Source organism: Serratia sp. AXJ-M (assembly GCF_046531865.1).
GTDB lineage: Bacteria > Pseudomonadota > Gammaproteobacteria > Enterobacterales > Enterobacteriaceae > Serratia > Serratia liquefaciens.
In genome coordinates this window covers 1,871,846-1,892,447 of sequence record NZ_CP059394.1, presented here as the reverse complement: position 1 = coordinate 1,892,447, position 20,602 = coordinate 1,871,846, and the positions used below count along the sequence as shown (strand labels likewise).

The following is a 20,602-nucleotide window of genomic DNA, read 5'->3' as shown; positions in this document are numbered from 1 at the left end:
AATTCCGTATGAGCGTATTGAACATTCTTGAAGAAAAACTGGCCGAAACCAAAAAACAGGGCCGGTTCCGCGAGTTCCTCAACCTGGAACGCAGCGTGCTGGATAAACCCTGGGCCACCAGCCACGGGCAACAGGGTGAGCGCCGTCTGAACGTCTGGTGCTCCAATGACTATCTGGCGATGAGCCATCACCCCAAGGTGATTCTGGCCACCACCGAGGCGGTAAACCGTGTCGGGCTGGGTACCTGCGGGGCACGCAGTATTTCCGGCACTTCGATCTACCACAGCGAGTTGGAAAGCTTGCTGGCCAAAGCCTACGGCAAGGAGTCCGCGCTGTTGTTCACCACCGGCTTTGGGGCCAATGACGCCACGCTCTCGACGCTGTGCGACGCCATTCCCAATCTGATCGTCTTTTCTGATGAGCTGAACCATGCTTCGATGATTTACGGCATTCGCTACAGCAAGGCGGAGAAGAAAATCTTTCGCCACAATGACGTTGCGCACCTGGCCGAGCTGCTGCAGGAAGCCGATCCGCAGCGTCCCAAGCTGATCGCCTTCGAGTCGCTCTATTCGATGGACGGCGACTTTGCCCCGCTGGCACAGATTGTCGCGCTGGCGGAGAAACATCAGGCGCTGACCTATCTGGACGAAATCCACTCCGCCGGCGTTTACGGCCAGCGGGGCTTGGGTTATGCCGAGCAATTGGGCCTGCTGGACAAGATCACCATTATTCAGGGGGGCTTTGGTAAGTCCTACGGCGCTGCCGGTGGCTATATCGCCGCACCGCGCGCGGTGGTAGAAGCCGTACGCAGCTGGGCACCGGCGTTCGTCTTCAGCACCTCCTCCCCCGCGCCGGTGGTGGCGGCGGCGCTGGCCAGCTTCAAATACAACCTGGAACATGACAACCAACGCAAACATCTGCTGGCGATAATCGATCACCTGAAATCCGGCCTGCGCGCCGCCGGTATTCCTCTGGTCTCGGAGGACAGCCATATTCTGCCGCTGCTGGTCGGCGATCCACACCGCAACAAGCACATCAGCAAACAACTGCTCGATGAGTACGATATTTACGTGCAACCGGTCAATGCCCCGACGGTGCCGGTCGGCAGCGAACGTTTGCGGGTTACGCCGACCTCGGCCCATACTCATGAGGACGTGGAATATTTCCTGGCGGCGCTGAGCAAAATCTGGGCCGCCAATGCGTTACGGAGAGCGGGATGAAGTTGACGGACTACAACGGCCATTTTCTTACGCTGTGTCTGATGGCGACCGGCACCTTTGCCATCGGTACCGATGCGTTTATCGTCGCCGGCATACTTGACGAGATTTCCGGCACCTTTGCCGTCAGCCCTGCGCAAGCGGGGCAGTTAATCTCGGTCTTCGCCCTGGCCTATATGGTGTTCGCTCCGCTGACCGCCTGGCTGCTGGGCAACCTCAACCGCAAACATATCTTGCAGTTGGCTCTGGTGTTGTTTATCGCCGGTAACCTGGTTTGCGCCTATGCCGACAGCTTTTTGCAAATCTCCGCGGGACGCGTACTGGCGGCGCTGGGGGCGGCTTGCTACACGCCGCAGGCCGCCGCCGCCGCAGTCGGGCTGGTGGCGGAAAAACGCCGCGGGCTGGCGATATCGATTGTGTATGGCGGCATGACGCTGGCTATCGCGCTGGGCATTCCCTTTGGCACCTTCCTGGCCAAGCTGATCGGCTGGCGGGAGATCTTCCTGCTGATCGCCCTGTTAGGTGCCGTTGCGCTGCTGGGGCTTTCGCTGGCGCTGAACGCCATAGCCGCGCCGGGGAAACATTCGCTGAAAGAACGGTTGGCCCCACTGCGACAAAAGGCAGTGCTGACCACGCTGCTGATCACCTTCTTCGCCGTCTGCTCCGAACACATTGTTTACAGCTATGTGAGCATATTGCTGAAGAATACTCAGTTGGGCCCGGAGGCGATTTTGCCCATCGCACTGCTGATATTCGGTATAGGCGCCGTCATCGGCAATTTCGTTTCCGGTTTATTGACCGATACCTTCGGCAGTAAATTTGTCCTGCTGTTTTCCGTGTCGATTCAAACCCTTTCATTATTCCTGCTGGCCTTTTACATCACCTCACCCTGGTGGGTGCTGGCAATATTTCTGGTATGGGGGATTACCGGCTGGATGTATCTGGTACCCATTCAGCACCACTTGCTGTCGCTGTCCAAACGTTTTGGCGCGCTGACCGTGTCGCTGAACAGCTCGGTACTGTATGCCGGCATTGCGGCGGGGGGCATGCTCGGCGGCCTGACGCTGTATACCTTGCCCGCTTATTACCTGCCGCTGTTTTCGTTGCCGTTGGGCGCCATCGCCCTGCTGCTGACGCTGGTGTTCTTCCAGGGAGAAAAAAGCCATGACTGACCTGCCACCACCGGTGCTGTATGAACAACAGGACGGCATCGCCGTGATTACCCTGAACCGGCCGGAAAAAAAGAACGCCATCAATTTGGCGATGGCTCGCCTGATCCAACGCTACCTGCAACAGGCCGAGCAGGATGAAAAGGTTCGGGTGATCCTGTTGACCGGTCAGCCACAGGTGTTCTCGGCCGGGATGGACGTCAAAGCCTTTCTGCAGGGCGAACTTCCGGTGGTCGATCCGAATGGCTTTGCCGGCCTGGTGCATGCGCGACTCACCAAGGTGATTATCGCCGCCGTGGAGGGTATCGCCTTCGGCGGAGGGTTCGAGATAGCGCTGGCCTGTGACCTGATCGTCGCCGGGCGGGATGCGCAATTCAGTTTCCCGGAGACCGGGCTGGGGCTGATTGCGGCACAAGGCGGATGTTCACGCCTGCCGGCGCGCATCTCCCCCTATATCGCCCTCGACTGGTTACTGACCGGTCGCGTTTTAGGCGTGGAGGAAGCCTGGCGGCACGGTGTTATTTCACGGATCAGCGAGGGAAGCGCTCTGGAAGAGGCACGGCTGATCGCCGTGCAAATCGCCCAGAAGAACCCGCTGGCTACCCAGGCGGTAAAAGCCATCGTTCGTCATGGGATGACGCAACATGAGGCCCCCAGCTTTGATTACCAACAAAGCTGGGTAGATCAGGTGCGGTTGGCAGCAAAAGTCTTTTAAGAGCATTCTGAGGGAATGGCAATCATTCGCAGTCTAATTTTTAATCACTACAAGACCGCAATTGAGAAGCCATTGACCCCGCTCTGCGGGGATTTTTTTGCCTGGTTAACCCTCGTCTGAGGGAAAAGGCTGCATAAACAAAAAGGTACAAGGCTTGCTCTGGTGCTGATTGATTAAAGGCACCAAGCGCTTGAAATGCTCGGTTTGGCAATGCGTGTCCAACGCTGCCCGATCGGGCCACTCCTCGACGAAAATAAAATGCCCCGGATCCTGATGGTCAATCAACAACTCATAGGAGAGGCACAGCGCCTCCTGACGGGTTTTCTCTACCAATTCGCGATACAGCGGCAACACCGTTTCAATACGGTCGTGCTTGATAAAATCTTCAGCAATCACCTTTAGCATGGCGTCTTTTCTCTTTCAGTTTATCTGTCATGGGTGGCCACTCTACCCTCGAAGACCAGACTTTACCTTCATTAATCGCGGTGATAATTCAAAGCTTGTCATTCAGTGATTACGCGCACAGATATTCATCAGCAGGCTTGAATCACGACCGGCCATGTGTGAATTTCAGGTTAACCAATTGTCAATTTTTGGTTTCTATTAACAGATTTTCCGTGGCTGCACAGGCCAGGATAGCGTTCATTGCTGATTTTTTTTGCCCACAAAGGCCTGACCATTAGTCCTTTAGACCTTTGGGTGAAAACTGAAAACCGACGGTGAATGTTCCGCAGTGGCAATAGGTGCAGGCAAGCTGCCGGCGTTACACCGCCGGCCCCAGTCATTCAACCTGTTTGAGAGGGTAGCCCCGTGAGTAATACGACCAACACCAGTTCCGCGCTCAATTCAGCGATTAAAAAAACGTGGCGCAGATTAATCCCCCTGATGTTCTCTCTGTATTTCGTCGCCTTTATCGATCGGGTAAACGTAGGCTTTGCCAAGGAGGCAATGTCGGTGGATATTGGCCTGTCGCAATCCGCCTTCGCATTGGGTGCAGGGATTTTCTTCGCGGCTTACGCCATCTTCGGCATTCCAGCCAACCTGATGATGAACAAACTAGGGGCAAAAGTCTGGCTTAGCGCCACCACGGCAGTGTGGGGGGCCTTGTCCGCCTGCACCGGTTTCGTCAGCAACGAATATCAATTTATCGCCTTGCGCTTCCTGTTGGGGTTGGCCGAGGCTGGCTTCTACCCGGGTATCCTGTTGCTGGCTTCCCTTTATTTTCCCAATAAGGTTCGAGCCTCCGTGATAGGTATCTTTGTCCTCGGGGTTCCCGCGGCCTTGACCCTGGGCTCGCCCATTTCTGGCGCGTTGCTCGAAATGCACGGCGCGCTGGGGCAGCCAGGTTGGTTCTGGATGTTTGTTCTGGAAGGTTTACCGGCCGTCGTGTTGGGGATCTTCGCCTATTTCTATCTTGACGACAGCCCGGCCAAGGCGCGATTTCTTAACCCGGAAGAGAAGCAGGCGTTGGTGGCACAGTTGGCCCTGGAGCAAACAAATACCGAGGCCAGCAGCGTGAAAGAGGCGTTGAAAAATTCCAAGGTTTGGCACCTGGCTTTTATTTACGGCACCATTCAGGTCGGCGTGTATGGCCTGTTGTTTTTCCTGCCCTCGCAGGTGGCCTCGCTGATGGGCACCAATATCGGGTTTAAGGCATCGCTGGTAGCGGCAATTCCCTGGGCCGTTTCTGCATTTGGGGTCTATTACATCCCGCGTTATGCCGACCGCAAAACCTCCCGCCGCTTGCCCATCGCCATCGGCTGCATGGTGATTGCCGCACTGGGATTGGTTGTTTCGTCCTATGCCGGGCCGACTGTTGCCATTATTGCGTTGTGCTTTTGCGCCGTCAGCTTCCTGGCGGTGCAGCCGATATTCTGGACCTTACCGGCACAGATACTTTCAGGCCCGGCGCTGGCGGCCGGCATCGGTTTTTGCACCACGCTGGGTGCACTGTTCAGTTTCCTGGCGCCGCTAATCCGCACCGAGGCAGAACTGCGCTTCGATAGCCCGCATGCCGGTCTGATCGTACTGGCAATTTTCTCTTTGCTGTGCGCCGCGCTGATTTTTGCACTCAAAGGGTGGGCTACGCAGAGCACCGAGCGTCAGGCTCAGGTGAGTGGGTAAGCCTGGGCTGAAGCCCATTCGATTTAGCTTATATTGAAGCGGTGAATGAGACACTGACCCTACATTTTCTGGGGGTCATCCATGGAGACATTAACCGCTATTATCACCAAATACGGCCCGGAGCCCGGTCTCCTGTTGCTGCTTATTTTTCTGTTTGCATTGGGCAAGTCAGTCATTTTCATTTCTTCGGTTCTGCCGCCCGCATCGGTGACGTTGATGTTAGGCATTGTCGCCGGCAAGCCGGTGCTGGCCGATGCTCATGTCTGGGCGGCGATAACCCTGGGTGCCCTGCTCGGCTCCGTTTTGTCTTTCCATTGCGGCGCATGGCTTCAAAAGCGCCAAAGCGGGAACTGGCTGCCGGTCAGATACCGTGGCGCATTGAACAAGGCGCAATCCGCGTTACAGAACAACGGGATCCCGTTGCTGTTTGTATCGCGCTTTCTGGCCGTGATGCGCTATACCGTGCCATTGGTTGCCGGCATGATTGCCCTGCCGCGCAAGCAGGTCTATTGCGCCAGTGCGCTGTCTGCCGGGGTGTGGGCCGTGGCTCTGATGTCTGTCGGTCAGCTGTTTTAATGGCCGCTCTCGATTATTGAGGACGGAATTCCAACGCGGCATTCTTAACCACAGCGTAAACCGCCGGTGTCGGGGGTTTGGGAAAGCTGGCATTTGCGGTTGCCACTACAGCCGCACGGCAAAGTGCGGGATCACCGCCTTCAGCCCGGACATCTAACAGCATGCCATCCGGAGCCAACTTGAGTCGTAATGAGCATTCCTTGCCGGCGTAGACGCTGTCATATTGAAAATGACTTTGAATAGCCGCTGCGATCTGCGCGATATATCGGTTGATCTCTTGCCCAGGTGCTGGCGCCGTTTTACCTTCCAATCCAGCGAAAAGGTCATCGACTTCGCCTCCTGACACCACAGGTTTAGCCGCAGTGCCCGTCCCCGAGCAGCCCGCTAACAACAGCGTTGCGATAACGAGCAATACTGCCGACAGGCGAGTTTCCGATCCTGAATTAACTTTTCTCATGATTCCCTTCCTTTTAAAACCGCCCTATCCGCTGTTGACGGGGGCCTGTTCAGAATGCAAAAAGCCCACGCAAGTGGGCTTTATCGTAAATCAGTTCTGCCGGGTTACGCGCTTCATTTCTCGCTCGCCCGGCGATTGTGTTTTGACGGATAAAGGCGCGACGAACGCTTTCCACTCTTTGCCACCGGCCTGGTCTGCAGAGGCCTTGTTACGCGACTCGTCGTCGTCCTGTTGCCCCGCACAGCCTGACAGTACCATCACACCCAGAGCCATTATTAGCGCTTTACGCATCTCTATCTCCCTATAGAAAAAATTTTCGCAAATGATAACAAATCTCAACTCTTAGCGTTAGCTGAAAGCCGGCTGTGAATTATAATAAGAAAATATTATCATTGGCGTGATGCCCCACTTCCCTATAAGCAGTGAGTTTCTGATAGCCCATGTATCAATACCCTGAACATCTGACCGGTGAGGTCGCCAACCTGCCGCAGAGATGCGGGGTTTATTTTTTTCACGGCGACAACGGCACCTATCCCCTCTACATAGGCAAGAGCGTCAACATCCGCCGCCGCGTTCAGTCTCATCTACGCAATCCGCGCGAAGCTCGGTTGCTTGCCGCCACCCGCCGCATAACCTGCATCGAAACCGTGGGGGAGATTGGTGCGCTGCTGCTTGAATCCTCCCTGGTGAAACAGCAAAGCCCGCTCTACAACAAGCGGCTGCGTAAAATCCGCCGGCTATGCGCGCTGCAGGTACAGGACTCCCAAACGCGAATCGTATACAGCGATGCGCTAGACTTTTCCCGGACGCCTAACTTGTACGGCCTGTTTCTGCGGCGTGCGACGGCCGTCGATTTTCTGATCGACATTGCCGATCGGGAGCAGCTCTGTCTGACGTACCTGGATATTGAAAAAGGACGCCCCGGACAACCCTGCTTTCGCCATCAATTAGGCAAATGCGCGGGAGTATGCTGCGGTAAAGAGACCCCGCAAGCGCACCAAAGCAGGCTGCTTGGCGCCCTGGAGCAGGCCCAGGTGCGGCACTGGCCATTCCCCGGCAGGATCGCCATTGAGGAACGACAAGGGCCACTTAAAGCTTTTCATGTCATCAGCAACTGGTTCTACCTCGGTACGGCACCGTCGCTGGATGCAGCCGAAAAACTCAGTTTCCCGGCCGATGAGTTCGATCGAGACTGTTACCGTATTCTTTGTCGGCGGTTATTCCATGAAAGCCGTGAGCACATTCACTTGATTGATACGCCCTGACCCCTGCGTAAGCAGATTTATCCCTTTAAAAGTTCCATTATCAATTTTGCAGAAAATAAGCGCCGTGATGTCTCGATAAATGGATAGAGTCAGGCCTAACTTGCGCCAGATCACTCAACTGAACATTCAGGCTGAATTGATGTGATTTCTGCGAAGCGCGTCCCAAATCTGCCCTCACCGGAAAAGTCAGAAGATAAAAATCCTCGCTAACCGCATGATTTGTTGGCAGGTCGTACAGGCTTCGAACCTGTGCCCCATTGCTTAAGAGTCAACTGCTCTACCGACGGAGCTCACCACCCAACGGCGTAAATTATTCTCCCTTGCCCCCTCGACGTCAAACGCTTACACCCATTAGTTTTTCTCATGCGATATTTCCAAGACCCTGTTATATCAACAAGATAAGTCAGATCAGGGCTGTTAATCTGCTACGACGAGGAGTAATCTTCCGCCCCCAAGACGTCCGATTTGCCTCCTCGGTGTAAAGAACAATCGACTTTTATCCCTCGCATAAATGTTGTAAAAATGTTGCACAAAGGTGGCGTTATTGCACTACCTTACTAAAGCCGGGCCAACCGGATAATCGTATAAAAAAGAGCCACTTCAGAGCTCGCTATTTCACTCATGACAGGTAAAACAGGACATCATCAGATGGTAGATCACTCTAAAATAGCCACAGACGCCGCGCCTGCGTCAGAAGATCATCTACGGCGAAACCTAACTAACCGACATATTCAACTGATCGCCATCGGTGGCGCCATCGGTACGGGTCTGTTTATGGGGTCCGGCAAAACCATCAGTCTGGCCGGCCCCTCCATCATCTTCGTGTACATGATCATCGGCTTTATGCTGTTCTTCGTGATGCGCGCGATGGGCGAGCTGCTGCTCTCCAATCTGGAATACAAATCTTTCAGTGATTTCGCTGCCGACCTGCTCGGCCCCTGGGCCGGTTTCTTTACCGGCTGGACCTACTGGTTTTGCTGGGTGGTCACAGGCATTGCCGACGTGGTGGCGATCACCGCCTATGCCCAGTTCTGGTTCCCGGGATTGTCGCAATGGATCGCCTCGTTGCTGTGCGTCTTGCTGTTGCTGGGCCTTAACCTGGCGACGGTGAAGATGTTTGGCGAAATGGAGTTCTGGTTTGCGATGATCAAAATCGTTGCCATTGTCGGGCTGATCGTCGCCGGGCTGGTCATGATCGCCATGCAGTTCCAGTCGCCTACCGGTACCGTCGCGTCGTTCTCACACCTGTGGAATGACGGTGGCATGTTCCCGAAAGGCATCAGCGGTTTCTTCGCCGGTTTCCAGATTGCGGTGTTCGCCTTTGTCGGTATCGAACTGGTTGGTACCACCGCGGCTGAAACCAAAGATCCGGAAAAAGTGCTGCCCCGCGCCATCAACTCCATTCCGATCCGCATCATCATGTTCTACGTGTTCGCCCTGATCGTTATCATGTCGGTCACGCCATGGAGTTCTGTGGTTGCCGACAAGAGCCCGTTCGTGGAACTGTTCGTGCTGATTGGCCTGCCGGCGGCAGCCAGCGTGATTAACTTTGTGGTGCTGACCTCCGCCGCCTCTTCCGCCAACAGCGGGGTGTTTTCCACCAGCCGCATGCTGTTCGGTCTGGCGCAGGAGGGCGATGCGCCCAAGTCGTTCGCCAATCTGTCCAAGCGGGCAGTGCCGGCTAACGGGCTGACCTTCTCCTGTATCTGCCTGCTGGGCGGTGTGGTGTTGATTTACCTGATCCCGAACGTCATGACCGTGTTCACGCTGGTGACCACCGTCTCGGCGATCCTGTTCATGTTTGTCTGGACCATCATCCTGTGTTCGTACCTGGTTTATCGCAAGAAGCGTCCGGCGCTGCACCAGAAATCGATTTACAAGATGCCGGCCGGCAAACTGATGTGCTGGGTCTGTATGGCGTTCTTCGTGTTTGTGTTGGTGCTGTTGACGCTGCGCGATGACACCCGCCAGGCGCTGATCGTCACGCCGTTGTGGTTTGTGATCCTGGGTCTGTCTTACGTATTCCTGCGTAAGAAGAAAGCCGCCTAACGCCACAGGGGGATAGTTCGCTATCCCCCTGAATATCCCCTCTTTTGGCGCCTAGCGCGGCCGTATTCCGGCGATAATCACCCTCTGCACGTTCTCTACCGTCTGCTGAAAAAACGCCTCATCTTCTAACGTTTTACCGGTTACCGCTTCTATCTGGACCCAAAAATCGGCGTAGTGCTGAGTGGTCGCCCACAGCATAAAAATCAGGTGATGCGGCTCTGTCGGCGCGATATGACCTTCGTCAATCCAACGCTCGATCATGGCGGACTTCTCGTCCACCAGCATCTTCAACCCACCCTGCAACTCCTGTTTCAGCAACGGCGCACCCTGGATCATCTCCAGGCAAAACAGCCGTGAAGCCTGCGGATGATGGCGCGAGACCTCAAGCTTCAGCCGTATATATTCACGAATGGCCTGCAACGGCTCCTGATCGGCGCGCAGCGCTTTCAGCGGCGCCAGCCAGACATCGAGAATGCCTTTCAGCACCGCTACGTAGAGTTCTTCTTTGGAGGGGAAGTAGTACAACAGGTTGGTTTTGGAAACGTCGGCGCGCTCCGCCACCTGATCCAGACTGGTGCCGTGAATACCGTACAGCGAGAAGAACTCCAGCGCCGCATCCATGATGGTACTGCGTTTTGCAGCTACCGCACGCGAGCGGCGCGTGGGCGGTTTAACGGCTTGTGGCTTCACTGCGGCTCCTTGGCACAATCTGACTCCGGCCAGCATAGCAAAGCCCTGGTATGAAACCCACGCTTTTACCTACCCCTTCCGGGGGATCTTTTGCACCTTTAATGAGCATGCGCGCCTGTTTTTTGTGCAGATAATTTTGACCAAATGGTCTGTTTTGGACCATCCACTCAATAACTGGGCGCCTAATAAACCATAAAAATTTGATAAATAAACAATTTTAAAACATGGCATCGGGTTTGCTTTGGTTCAGGCAAGCAGCCTGTGATTGTCCCCTTCACTGACCCGAGGTATTCAAATGAAAATTGGCGTATTTATTCCGATCGGCAACAACGGCTGGCTGATTTCCAGCAATGCCCCACAGTACAAACCAACGTTTGAACTCAATAAAACCATCGTGCAGAAGGCCGAGCACTACAACTTTGATTTCGCCCTGTCGATGATCAAACTGCGCGGCTTCGGCGGCAAAACCGAATTCTGGGATCATAACCTGGAGTCCTTCACCCTGATGGCCGGGCTGGCTGCCGTAACCTCACGCATCAAGATCTACGCCACCGCCGCCACCCTTACCATGCCGCCGGCCATCGTCGCGCGTATGGCTTCCACCATTGATTCTATTTCCGGTGGGCGCTTTGGCCTGAACGTGGTGACCGGCTGGCAAAAACCGGAGTACGAGCAGATGGGCATGTGGCCGGGTGACGAGTACTTTGGTCGTCGCTACGACTATCTGGCGGAATACGTCAGGGTGCTGCGCGATCTGTGGGGCACCGGAAAATCCGATTTCAAGGGCGAGTTTTTCCAGATGGACGACTGTCGCGTCAGCCCGCAACCCCAAGCGGACATCAAGGTGATTTGCGCTGGTCAAAGCGATGCGGGCATGGCTTTCTCGGCCAAATACGCCGACTACAACTTCTGCTTCGGCAAAGGCGTCAACACCCCCACCGCTTTCGCACCGACGGCTGCCCGGTTGAAAACTGCCGCCGACGCCGAAGGCCGCAGCGTGGCCTGCTACGTGCTGTTTATGATCATTGCGGATGAAACCGACGAGGCTGCCCGCGCCAAATGGGAAAGCTATAAAGCCGGGGCCGATACCGAAGCCCTGGCCTGGCTCACCGAGCAGAGCGGCAAAGACACTAAATCCGGCGCCGACACCAATGTGCGCCAAATGGCCGACCCCACTTCCGCCGTCAACATCAACATGGGCACGCTGGTCGGCTCCTACGCCAACGTGGCGCGCATGATGGATGAAATCGCCACCGTGCCCGGCACCGAAGGCGTGCTGCTGACTTTCGACGACTTCGTGCAAGGCGTAGAAGACTTCGGCGAACGCATTCAACCCCTGATGAAAAGCCGGGCAGCCGTTTGCCCACAAACTGCAGCAAGCCGTGAGGTGGCATGATGAAAATTGTTGAAACCCAACCGGTGGTACGCCGCCAGTCACCGCAAGGCGGAGCGACGGTCACCCTGCCCGCCCGTCCTGAGGCCATCGCCTTTGCGCCGCAGGAAACCGCATTAATCGTGGTCGATATGCAAAATGCCTACGCCTCGCAGGGGGGATATTTGGATCTGGCCGGGTTCGACGTTTCGACCACCGCGCCGGTGATCGCCAACATCAAGCGTGCCATCACTGCCGCGCGCGCCGCGGGCATTAAGGTGATTTTTTTCCAGAACGGCTGGGACAATCAGTACGTCGAAGCCGGCGGCGAAGGCTCGCCTAACTGGCACAAGTCCAACGCGCTGAAAACCATGCGCCAGCGCCCGGAACTGATGGGCAAGCTGCTGGCCAAAGGCGATTGGGACTACGACCTGGTGGATGAACTGCAACCACAGCCGGGCGATATCGTGCTGCCGAAACCGCGCTACAGCGGCTTTTTCAACACCCAGCTCGACAGCCTGCTGCGCTCTTACGGCATTCACCATCTGGTGTTTACCGGCATCGCCACCAACGTTTGTGTGGAATCCACGCTGCGCGACGGCTTTTTCCTCGAGTATTTCGGCATTGTGCTGGCCGACGCCACCCACCAGGCCGGCCCGGCGTTCGCCCAACAGGCGGCGCTGTACAACATCGAAACCTTTTTCGGCTGGGTGTCGGACGTCGACAGTTTCTGTGACGTTCTCGCCGCTCCGCTTAGCCAGACGGCATGAATGTTGCCTGTTTAAACCCAAAAAAACCTTCACCAGGAGCGCGACAATGCCAAAAACAGTGATCACTCCACCGGGCAGCGGCAAACCGCTGGCTCCCTTTGTTCCGGGCACCCTGGCCGACGGCGTGGTGTATGTCTCGGGTACGCTGGCCTTCGATAAAGACAATAACGTCGTCCACGTCGGTGACGCCGCGGCACAAACACGCCACGTGCTGGAGACCATCAAAAGGGTGATCGAAACCGCCGGTGGAAGCATGGACGACGTGACCTTTAACTCGATCTTTCTCACCGACTGGCAAAACTATGCTGCCATCAATCAGGTATATGCCGAGTATTTTCCCGGCGATAAACCGGCCCGCTACTGCATTCAGTGCGGGCTGGTGAAGCCGGACGCATTGATTGAAATCGCCACAGTGGCCCATATCGGCCGCTGAGCCATTGAGGATCGAGCATGTACTTTGAGATTTTGGGAAAAGATACGCCACTGGCGCCGACGCTGGTGCTGTCCGCAGGCCTCGGTGGCTCGGGTAGCTTCTGGCAACCGCAGATTGACGCGCTAACCCGGCATTTCCGGGTGGTCATTTACGATCACTATGGCACCGGCCGCAGCAAAGGCGTGGTACCGGACGGCTATAGCATGGCCGATATGGCGGATGAAGTAGCGCAACTGCTGCGTTCGTTCAGTATCGAACGCTGTTATTTCGTCGGCCACGCACTGGGCGGCATGATTGGCCTGCAACTGGCGCTCACCCAGCCGCAGTTGCTGGAAAAACTGGTGGTGGTCAACGGCTGGCCGGCGCTGGACAGCCAGACCCGGCGCTGCTTCCACGTCCGACAGGATCTGCTGCTTAACAGCGGCGTTGAAGCCTATGTGCGCGCCCAGCCGCTGTTTCTGTTCCCCGCCGACTGGCTATCGCAGCACGAAGCCTTGCTAGGTGAAGAGTTGCAGCACCAAACCGCGCATTTTCAGGGCACAGAAAACCTGCTGCGCCGCCTGAATGCATTGATCAATACCGATTTCCGCCCTCACCTGGCGGACATCACCACACCAACCCTGGCCTTGTGCGCTCGCGACGATCTGCTGGTGCCCTATCTCTGTTCGCATCAGCTGGCAGCAAGCCTGCCCAACGGCGAGCTGGCGCAGATGACCTACGGCGGCCACGCGATGAGCGTGACCGACAGCGAAACTTTCAACCGCACCCTGCTGGACTGGCTATTGAAAACGCCGAACGCCAGCAGCAGCCTCGCCCTCTAGCCCGGAGACACCTTATGCAAAGCCAAACAGGGTTTGCCGATGCACCGCTGCAACCAGCGTACGTAGAAAAACAAGACTTCCGCGATGCCATGGCCCGCCTGGGATCGGCGGTGAATATCATTACCACCGACGGCCCCGCAGGCCGCGCCGGTTTTACCGCCTCTGCGGTATGCAGCGTCACCGACACGCCCCCCACGTTGCTGGTGTGCCTGAACCGCTCGGCGTCGGTGTATGCGGTGTTCAAGCAAAACCAAACGCTGTGCGTCAATACGCTGGCGGCAGAGCACGAATCGCTGTCGAATCTGTTCGGCGGCAAAACGCCGATGGACATGCGATTCTCCGCCGCTCGCTGGTCTACGCTGGTGACCGGCGCCCCGATTTTGCACGGCGCGCTGGCTTCTTTCGATTGCCAAATCAGCCAGATTGTCAGCGTCGGCACCCACGACATTCTGTTCTGTCAGGCGGTGGCGTTGGCCCGCAATGACCACAGCCACGGCCTGGCCTATTTTGACCGGCGTTATCACTCGCTGTTGAAACAATGATCGGCGCGTAGCCGCAACGCTCGCATCTGTAACCCTAACCTGCACCTCAATATTTTGGAGATGACGATGGCGAATACCTGGTTTCCCCAATGGCGGCTGAAGCAAGGCAATCTGGACGGTGCGGTTGTTGCGCCCGATGAACGGCTGCCAGTGACCCAGACGTTGGTGATGGGTTTGCAGCATGCGGTGGCGATGTTTGGTGCTACGGTGCTGATGCCTTTGCTGATGGGCTTTGACGCCAATCTGGCCATTCTGATGTCCGGTATCGGCACGCTGCTGTTTTTTCTGGTGGTCGGCGGTCGGGTACCGAGCTATCTCGGCTCGAGCGCGGCATTTGTCGGGCTGGTCATCACCCTGACCGGTTACAGCGGCCAGGGCGCCAACCCCAATATTGCCCTGGCGCTCGGTGGCATCATCGCCTGCGGGCTGGTGTATCTGCTGATCGGTTTCGTGGTGATGAGCGTTGGCACCCGTTGGATAGAGCGGCTGATGCCGCCGGTAGTGACAGGGGCGGTGGTCATGGCTATCGGCCTCAACCTGGCGCCCATTGCGGTGCGCAGCGTTTCAGCCTCCCATTTTGACAGTTGGATGGCGGTGGTCACTATCTTGTGTATCGGTTCGGTGGCGGTTTTTACCCGCGGGCTTATGCAGCGGTTGCTGATCCTGGTTGGCCTGATCGCCGCCTATTTGATTTACGTCGTGGCGACCAACGGTTTCGGCCTCGGCAAACCGGTAGATTACAGCGCACTGAGCCAGGCCCCTTGGTTCGGTCTGCCGCAATTCACCGCCCCGGTATTTAACCTGCATGCCATGCTGCTGATTGCCCCGGTGGCGATCATTTTGGTGGCGGAAAACCTCGGGCATGTGAAAGCGGTAGCGGGCATGACCGGCCGGGATCTTGACCCTTATATCGGTCGCGCCTTCGTCGGCGACGGGTTGGCGACAATGCTTTCCGGCTCGGTCGGGGGCACCGGAGTGACGACCTATGCCGAAAATATCGGGGTGATGGCGGTCACCAAAATCTACTCCACGCTGGTGTTTGTCGCCGCCGCAGCGGTAGCGATTGTGCTGGGGTTTTCACCCAAGTTCGGTGCATTGATCCACACTATTCCCGGGCCGGTGCTGGGTGGTGCTTCGATCGTGGTGTTCGGCTTGATTGCCGTCGCCGGCGCGCGCATCTGGGTGCAGAACAAGGTTGATCTGGGGGATAACGGCAACCTGATTATGGTGGCGGTAACGCTGGTGTTGGGTGCAGGGGACTTTGCGTTAACCCTCGGCAACTTCACCATGGGGGGCATTGGCACCGCCACTTTCGGTGCCATTATCCTCAATGCGCTATTGCGCAACCGTAAAATCTTGCCACTGGCGGACAGCGCTACCCGTTAGCACCGCGGCCCGGCTTGCCGGGCCTTATTCAACCAACGCCGCCTTTGCTTTACGTCGAATACGCATTTCGCTGACCAGCACGCCCAATACGATCAGCGCACAGCCCAATAGCGCTACGCCCGGCAAACGCTCGCCTGCAATGCGCCCCACCAGCCCGGCCCACACCGGCTCGCCGGCATAAATGACCGTGGCACGGGTCGGCGAAACGCTTCGTTGCGCCCAGTTCATCGTCACTTGAATGATGGCGCTGGCCAGCCCCAGACCGACTGCGCTGTAGAGCAGGTAATTGCTGTAAGGCGGTACCGACTCGCCGGTCGGTACCATCATCAGAAACGCAGCCAGCGAGGCCGTTGCCAATTGCACCACCGTCACCCGCTTAACGTTAACCTTGCCCGCATAGGCACCAATCAAAATGATCTCGGCAGCCATGCCCAGCGTGCCAATCAACGTCAGGATCTCGCCGATGCTAAGCGCCATATCGGCACTGCTTGGCGCGGCCAAGAGCATCAGGCCACTGAAGGCCAATAACACGCCGACCCAGGCCATAACGCCGGGGAAACGCCCGAGCACCAACCACTGCAATAACGGCACCATCGGCACATACATGGCGGTGATGAACGCCGACTGACTGCTGCTGATGGTTTGCAGCCCCACGGTTTGCAGGCCGTAACCGAACATGATGGCGATACCGATAAACACGCCCGCTTTCAGCTCATACCAGGTCAATCCGCGTAAGCTGCGCAGGGAGAATAACGTCAGCACCAGCGTAGCCGCAGCGAAGCGCAAACCCACGAAGAAGAACGGCCCGCTGACCTGCATCGCAAGATGGACCGCCAGAAAGGTTCCGCCCCAGATCATGGTGATGAAAATCAGCACCGCTTCCTGCCGCTTTATCGTGGGAATGAAAGTGAAAATAGAGGATTTTTTTACTGCAGACACCGGCTTGCCCTTCCTGCTGGGTGCAATATAATGCACAGATCCTGCCAGTATGAGGTAAAGCCCTGGGATGAGCAATACGGTGAACAGCGGTAAACATGAAGCGCCCAAGGTGTTGCAATACCTGAGCAGCAACCTGCGTGGCTATCGCCAGCAGGCGGGGCTAAGCCAGGTGATGCTGGCGGAAAAATCCGGCGTCAGCCGCCGCATGCTGGCCGGCATCGAGGCCGGTGACCGCAACGTCAGCCTGGCGGTGTTGGACAAATTGGCCGAAGCATTAAATATCGCCTTCACCGATCTGATCCAGGCTCCCGAAGCGCGCGGCAGCCATTTGGTCGGCGAATTGGCATGGCAAGGCGTACAGCCGGCAAGTCAGGCTTTGTTTGCCGCCAGCGTGCCTGCTCGTCAGCGGGTTGAGCTTTGGGAATGGACGCTGATGCCCGGCGAGCACTACGATTCTGTGCCGGATGCCGAAGGCTGGAGTGAAATAATCTACGTGATTACCGGCAGCCTGACGCTGGTGCTGGAACAGCAAACCCTGACGCTGGACGCCGGCCAAACCCAGGTGTTCAACAGCGATCAGCACTATGCCTACGCCAACCGCACCGATTTTCCGCTGCGCTTTATCCGTAACGTCACCTTCTAACCCGCATACTCAGCGGGTTGTCACCTGGCTGTCGTACAGATGTCATGCGCCTGTCGTGGCGGTCAACGGCCTCAACTCCTACACTTGGCCTCAATGAAGGTTCATTTTTGGAGCGTGCAATGCAAACTTACCGCATCCGGCAATTACGGCTGGAAAAAGGCTGGTCTCAGGAACAATTGGCCAGCATTGCCGGGCTTAGCACCCGTACCGTTCAGCGCCTTGAAAATGGCGAGCAGGCCAGCCTGGAAACCCTGACCGCGATAGCTGCGGCGCTGGAGTTACAGATTGGCGATCTCAACCAGCCGCCGCAACAGGAAAACAGCGACAGCAGCCAGGCCGAGCAGGCGATTCGCCGACAGGTGGAGGAAGAAGGCAGGCTGCTGCGCATGATAGTGAGGTTCGCATTTATCGCAGTGCTGTTGTTCGCCATTAACTGGTTTACTCATCCGCAATATCTGTGGTCGCTTTGGGCCATGGCCGGCATGAGTATCGCGGTGATTATGCGCGCGACGCGCACCCTGCTGTTACGCGACTTCTTCAGCCGTTGGCAACGCCAGCGCCTGGAGCAAAAGCTCAAGCGTCTGCACTGAGTTTCAGCCAGTCAGCCAGCCGGGCCAGCGCGCTGCCCGGCCTGATTTCTTGCGGTGTCAGCAGACAATAACCGCTACCGTCCGACGTAAAACCAAAGGGGGCGCTCAGTAGCCCACCGGCCACATCATCCCGCACCTGCTGCCAAGGGCCAATAGCGACGCCTATCCCCGCCACCGCCGCCTGCAAGCTGAAGTAAAAGTGATCGAAACGCTGCTCTGGACAGCCTTCCAGCGACACACTCTGCTGCTGAGCCCAATGCCGCCAGGCATCAGGCCGGGTGGCCGAATGTAACAGCACCGCATCGCGGCTCAACTGCGGCTGACCGGCGTGGAGAGCGATAAAACGCGGCAGCATTTCAGGCTTGCATACCGGCCCGACTTGCTCGTTGAACAGCCACTGGCTGTGCAGCTTATCGCCCCAGTCAAAATCGTTGCGCCGTAGGGCGGCGCTGATGCCGTCGTGAAACGAAAATGGCCCGCCGCCCGCGACCAACTGCAGATGGATGTCCGGATGCGCCAACTGAAACGCAGGCAGGCGGGGTATCAGCCAACGCATCAATAGCGTCGGCTCACAGGACAATACCAGCGGTGCGTCCTGTGCCTGCTGCCGCAGTTGTTGCGCAGTCTGCTCCAGGATGCCGAATGCCTGCTGCGACGCCTGAAACAACGTCCGCCCGGCGGCCGTCAGATACACCCGCCGATGACGACGTTCAAACAACGCAATACCCAGCTCATCCTCCAGCGCCCTGACCGCACGACTCACCGCCCCGTGCGTCAGGTTTAAACTGTTCGCCGCCTGGGTGAAACTTTCCAGCCTGGCCGCCGCTTCAAAGCATCGCAATCCGCCCAATGACAGTGGCCGGCTTATTTTGCGTGAGTTTTTCTCACCGAAATCGTCAGTTTTCATCGTTTGTCACCGTTGGCTATTCCCTTTATAAATCAGCCACTCTTTTCTGATTCATCTACAGGATTACTATGACCGAACTCATCGCTGTCGTCACCATCACTTTACTTGCCGTCATTAGCCCAGGGCCTGATTTCGCCATGGTGTCGCGCAACAGCCTGTTGCTTTCCCGTCGTGCCGGCGTGGTGACCGCTTGCGGCATTGGCGCCGGGGTGTTGATCCACGTGAGCTACACCCTGATCGGCGTCGGCGTGGTGATCCAGCAATCGCTGTGGCTATTCACCCTGTTGAAGATGATTGGCGCTGCCTACCTGATTTACCTGGGTGTCAGCATGCTGCGTAATGCCGGTGCTGCCAGGGTTTCTGGCGGCACGCCCCCCACCGCTGCCAGCGATTTCGCCGCGCTGAAAACCGGCTTTTTAACCAATGCGCTGAACCCGAAAACCACCATTTTTGTCGTCAGCCTGTTTATGCAGGTGGTTAATCCACAGACATCGTTGGCGGTGCAAATCGGCTACGGCTTGTTTATCGCCCTGGCCCATATCCTGTGGTTCAGCGCCGTTGCGCTGCTGTTTTCCGCGCCGAGCATCAATGCGCGACTGCTGCGCCTGCGCAAAGGCATAGACAGGGTATTCGGTGGCCTGCTGATTGCCTTCGGGGCGCTGCTGGCGATAGCCGGGATGAGATAAGGCCACAAGGCCAAGTTCCGCATTCACTCCTATGCTTAGGAAGCATCTCTTTCATCCACCACAGCGGAGAACGGAACATGGCGAAAATTTTGGTACTGTATTACTCAATGTACGGACATATTGAAACCCTGGCGAACGCGGTAGCGGAAGGCGCACGCAAGGTCAGTGGCGTAGAAGTTACCCTGAAACGCGTGCCGGAAACCATGCCGTCAGAAGCCTTTGCCAAAGCCGGCGGCAAGCAAGATCAACAGGCTCCTGTCGCCAGCCCGCAGGAACTGGCCGATTACGACGGCATCATCTTCGGTACCCCAACCCGCTTTGGCAACATGGCGGGCCAAATGCGGACCTTCCTCGATCAAACCGGCGGGCTCTGGGCTTCCGGCGCGCTGTACGGCAAGGTAGGCAGCGTATTTTCTTCCACCGGTACCGGCGGTGGTCAGGAGCACACCATCAGCTCAACCTGGACCACGCTGGCGCACCACGGTTTCATTATTGTGCCTATCGGTTACGGAGCACCCGAGCTGTTTGACGTTTCACAAACCCGCGGCGGCACCCCTTACGGAGCAACCACCATTGCCGGTGGCGACGGTTCGCGCCAGCCCAGTGCGGAAGAGCTGGCCATTGCCCGCTTCCAGGGTGAACACGTAGCGAAAATCACCGCCAAACTGAAAAGTTAAGCTATCACCTGCCCGATGGGGCCGCGGATTCCTGCGGCCCCATCTTGTTGCCAACCCCCGGCAAGGTTAAAATGCCGCTCAGCCTGCCATTCACTACCTGAACGTCACGGTCGAAATTCGTTCTGCCCGCCAATCACCGGCCTTTGCCCTGATGACGGGCGTTCTGTTTTTGCGCATAGCGAAGGGAAATAAGTCAGTGTCTAAAGATTTTGATGAACTAATAAGAGACATGGATCTTATTATTGAAAATGTAGACAGTTTCAAGGCTATGGCCCCGCGCGCACCCGAGCCCCCCGCAGCACCGCCTGCGGTTCATCACTACGATTCGTTCTGCGAGAATGTGGCGCTGAAAGTGGTGTTGAAGGTGCTGCTCTCGTCGGTGGATAAGATCGTCAAGGTACAGATTGCCAATAAGGTCGAGCAGGAAATTGCTCAAATAGAACAGCAGGTGGTACGTGCCGGCGGTGGGCCGGTGTCCCCCGAGGATCTGGCGCAAATGACGCAATACGTGCGTCGCACCGTAAACACCCTGTTGGAATAATCGCCATTGCGATTAAAAAACGTGCCAACCCTT

24 protein-coding genes and 1 tRNA gene are annotated in these 20,602 nt (G+C 56.9%); 18 read left to right on the top strand and 7 right to left on the bottom strand.

Translation table 11 applies throughout. The features are described 5' to 3' along the window. Positions 1–8: 8 nt before the first annotated feature. The 3 genes from hemA to H0S68_RS08805 are packed head-to-tail and all read left to right on the top strand — an operon-like array spanning position 9 to position 3,101. Positions 9–1,220 (top strand): 5-aminolevulinate synthase, encoded by a 1,212-nt coding sequence (gene hemA / locus H0S68_RS08815; protein ID WP_410529318.1) that lies wholly within the window; start codon positions 9–11, stop codon positions 1,218–1,220. After that, entirely contained in the window at positions 1,217–2,389 is a 1,173-nt protein-coding gene (locus H0S68_RS08810) for an MFS transporter (RefSeq protein ID WP_410529317.1), read from the top strand. The genes hemA and H0S68_RS08810 overlap by 4 nt, the downstream gene beginning before the upstream one ends. After that, complete coding sequence (locus tag H0S68_RS08805; RefSeq protein WP_410529316.1) at positions 2,382–3,101, top strand: enoyl-CoA hydratase-related protein; 720 nt, start codon at positions 2,382–2,384, stop codon at positions 3,099–3,101. The genes H0S68_RS08810 and H0S68_RS08805 overlap by 8 nt, the downstream gene beginning before the upstream one ends. A gap of 105 nt (positions 3,102–3,206) precedes the next feature. On the opposite strand, the gene H0S68_RS08800 is transcribed toward H0S68_RS08805, so the two are convergent. After that, complete coding sequence (locus H0S68_RS08800) at positions 3,207–3,506, bottom strand: putative quinol monooxygenase (RefSeq protein WP_046373950.1); 300 nt, start codon at positions 3,504–3,506, stop codon at positions 3,207–3,209. A gap of 480 nt (positions 3,507–3,986) precedes the next feature. Here H0S68_RS08800 and H0S68_RS08795 point away from each other — a divergent pair, with 480 nt between their 5' ends. Then, positions 3,987–5,225, top strand: coding sequence for an MFS transporter (locus H0S68_RS08795; protein WP_410529455.1), 1,239 nt, complete (start codon positions 3,987–3,989; stop codon positions 5,223–5,225). Positions 5,226–5,306: 81 nt separating this feature from the next. Further along, entirely contained in the window at positions 5,307–5,801 is a 495-nt protein-coding gene (locus H0S68_RS08790; protein ID WP_122078397.1) for a DedA family protein, read from the top strand. A gap of 13 nt (positions 5,802–5,814) precedes the next feature. Here the strand turns inward: H0S68_RS08790 and tolA are convergent, their stop codons facing one another. Next, positions 5,815–6,258: a cell envelope integrity protein TolA gene (gene tolA, locus H0S68_RS08785; RefSeq protein WP_198639815.1), complete on the bottom strand. Its 444-nt coding sequence runs from the start codon at positions 6,256–6,258 to the stop codon at positions 5,815–5,817. 90 nt (positions 6,259–6,348) lie between these two features. After that, entirely contained in the window at positions 6,349–6,549 is a 201-nt protein-coding gene (locus H0S68_RS08780; RefSeq protein ID WP_122078393.1) for a hypothetical protein, read from the bottom strand. Between the two features lie 149 nt (positions 6,550–6,698). Here H0S68_RS08780 and H0S68_RS08775 point away from each other — a divergent pair, with 149 nt between their 5' ends. Further along, positions 6,699–7,523, top strand: coding sequence for an endonuclease (locus tag H0S68_RS08775; protein ID WP_410529315.1), 825 nt, complete (start codon positions 6,699–6,701; stop codon positions 7,521–7,523). A 223-nt stretch (positions 7,524–7,746) separates the two neighbouring features. Here H0S68_RS08775 and H0S68_RS08770 read toward each other — a convergent pair. Further along, a tRNA-Lys gene (locus tag H0S68_RS08770) sits at positions 7,747–7,822 on the bottom strand. Positions 7,823–8,171: 349 nt separating this feature from the next. Between H0S68_RS08770 and cycA the strand changes: the two genes are divergently transcribed. Next, complete coding sequence (gene cycA / locus H0S68_RS08765) at positions 8,172–9,572, top strand: D-serine/D-alanine/glycine transporter (protein ID WP_020826206.1); 1,401 nt, start codon at positions 8,172–8,174, stop codon at positions 9,570–9,572. A gap of 51 nt (positions 9,573–9,623) precedes the next feature. Here the strand turns inward: cycA and rutR are convergent, their stop codons facing one another. Next, positions 9,624–10,298 (bottom strand): HTH-type transcriptional regulator RutR, encoded by a 675-nt coding sequence (gene rutR, locus H0S68_RS08760; protein ID WP_410529314.1) that lies wholly within the window; start codon positions 10,296–10,298, stop codon positions 9,624–9,626. Between the two features lie 259 nt (positions 10,299–10,557). On the opposite strand from rutR, the gene rutA reads away from it, so the two are divergent. From rutA to rutG, 6 genes are all read left to right on the top strand, one after another. Then, positions 10,558–11,658, top strand: coding sequence for a pyrimidine utilization protein A (rutA, locus tag H0S68_RS08755; protein ID WP_130015509.1), 1,101 nt, complete (start codon positions 10,558–10,560; stop codon positions 11,656–11,658). Beyond that, positions 11,658–12,404, top strand: a complete 747-nt coding sequence (gene rutB / locus H0S68_RS08750; protein WP_020826203.1) for a pyrimidine utilization protein B — start codon at positions 11,658–11,660, stop codon at positions 12,402–12,404. The genes rutA and rutB overlap by 1 nt, the downstream gene beginning before the upstream one ends. Positions 12,405–12,450: 46 nt before the next feature. After that, positions 12,451–12,837, top strand: coding sequence for a pyrimidine utilization protein C (rutC, locus tag H0S68_RS08745; RefSeq protein ID WP_020826202.1), 387 nt, complete (start codon positions 12,451–12,453; stop codon positions 12,835–12,837). A gap of 17 nt (positions 12,838–12,854) precedes the next feature. Next, a complete protein-coding gene (rutD, locus tag H0S68_RS08740; protein ID WP_129940252.1) occupies positions 12,855–13,658 on the top strand; it encodes a pyrimidine utilization protein D in 804 nt (267 codons plus the stop codon). A 14-nt stretch (positions 13,659–13,672) separates the two neighbouring features. Then, positions 13,673–14,200, top strand: a complete 528-nt coding sequence (gene rutF / locus H0S68_RS08735; protein ID WP_020826200.1) for an NADH-dependent FMN reductase RutF — start codon at positions 13,673–13,675, stop codon at positions 14,198–14,200. 66 nt (positions 14,201–14,266) lie between these two features. Further along, positions 14,267–15,586 (top strand): pyrimidine utilization transport protein G, encoded by a 1,320-nt coding sequence (gene rutG, locus H0S68_RS08730; RefSeq protein WP_130015507.1) that lies wholly within the window; start codon positions 14,267–14,269, stop codon positions 15,584–15,586. Positions 15,587–15,610: 24 nt separating this feature from the next. Here the strand turns inward: rutG and H0S68_RS08725 are convergent, their stop codons facing one another. Continuing rightward, positions 15,611–16,525, bottom strand: coding sequence for a DMT family transporter (locus H0S68_RS08725; protein ID WP_046373961.1), 915 nt, complete (start codon positions 16,523–16,525; stop codon positions 15,611–15,613). Between the two features lie 67 nt (positions 16,526–16,592). Between H0S68_RS08725 and H0S68_RS08720 the strand changes: the two genes are divergently transcribed. Then, the gene (locus H0S68_RS08720; RefSeq protein ID WP_020826197.1) at positions 16,593–17,168 is read left to right on the top strand and encodes a helix-turn-helix domain-containing protein; all 576 of its coding nucleotides are present in this window, start codon (positions 16,593–16,595) and stop codon (positions 17,166–17,168) included. A gap of 119 nt (positions 17,169–17,287) precedes the next feature. Then, positions 17,288–17,758, top strand: a complete 471-nt coding sequence (locus tag H0S68_RS08715) for a helix-turn-helix domain-containing protein (protein WP_020826196.1) — start codon at positions 17,288–17,290, stop codon at positions 17,756–17,758. Here the strand turns inward: H0S68_RS08715 and H0S68_RS08710 are convergent. Then, a complete protein-coding gene (locus tag H0S68_RS08710; RefSeq protein ID WP_130015506.1) occupies positions 17,742–18,665 on the bottom strand; it encodes a LysR family transcriptional regulator in 924 nt (307 codons plus the stop codon). The two genes, H0S68_RS08715 and H0S68_RS08710, sit on opposite strands and share 17 nt — an antisense overlap. A gap of 68 nt (positions 18,666–18,733) precedes the next feature. On the opposite strand from H0S68_RS08710, the gene H0S68_RS08705 reads away from it, so the two are divergent. From H0S68_RS08705 to H0S68_RS08695, 3 genes are all read left to right on the top strand, one after another. After that, entirely contained in the window at positions 18,734–19,351 is a 618-nt protein-coding gene (locus tag H0S68_RS08705) for a LysE family transporter (protein WP_410529313.1), read from the top strand. A 77-nt stretch (positions 19,352–19,428) separates the two neighbouring features. Beyond that, positions 19,429–20,028, top strand: a complete 600-nt coding sequence (gene wrbA / locus H0S68_RS08700; RefSeq protein WP_128864171.1) for an NAD(P)H:quinone oxidoreductase — start codon at positions 19,429–19,431, stop codon at positions 20,026–20,028. Between the two features lie 229 nt (positions 20,029–20,257). Beyond that, a complete protein-coding gene (locus tag H0S68_RS08695; RefSeq protein ID WP_020826192.1) occupies positions 20,258–20,569 on the top strand; it encodes a hypothetical protein in 312 nt (103 codons plus the stop codon). The last annotated feature ends 33 nt before the right edge of the window (positions 20,570–20,602 follow it).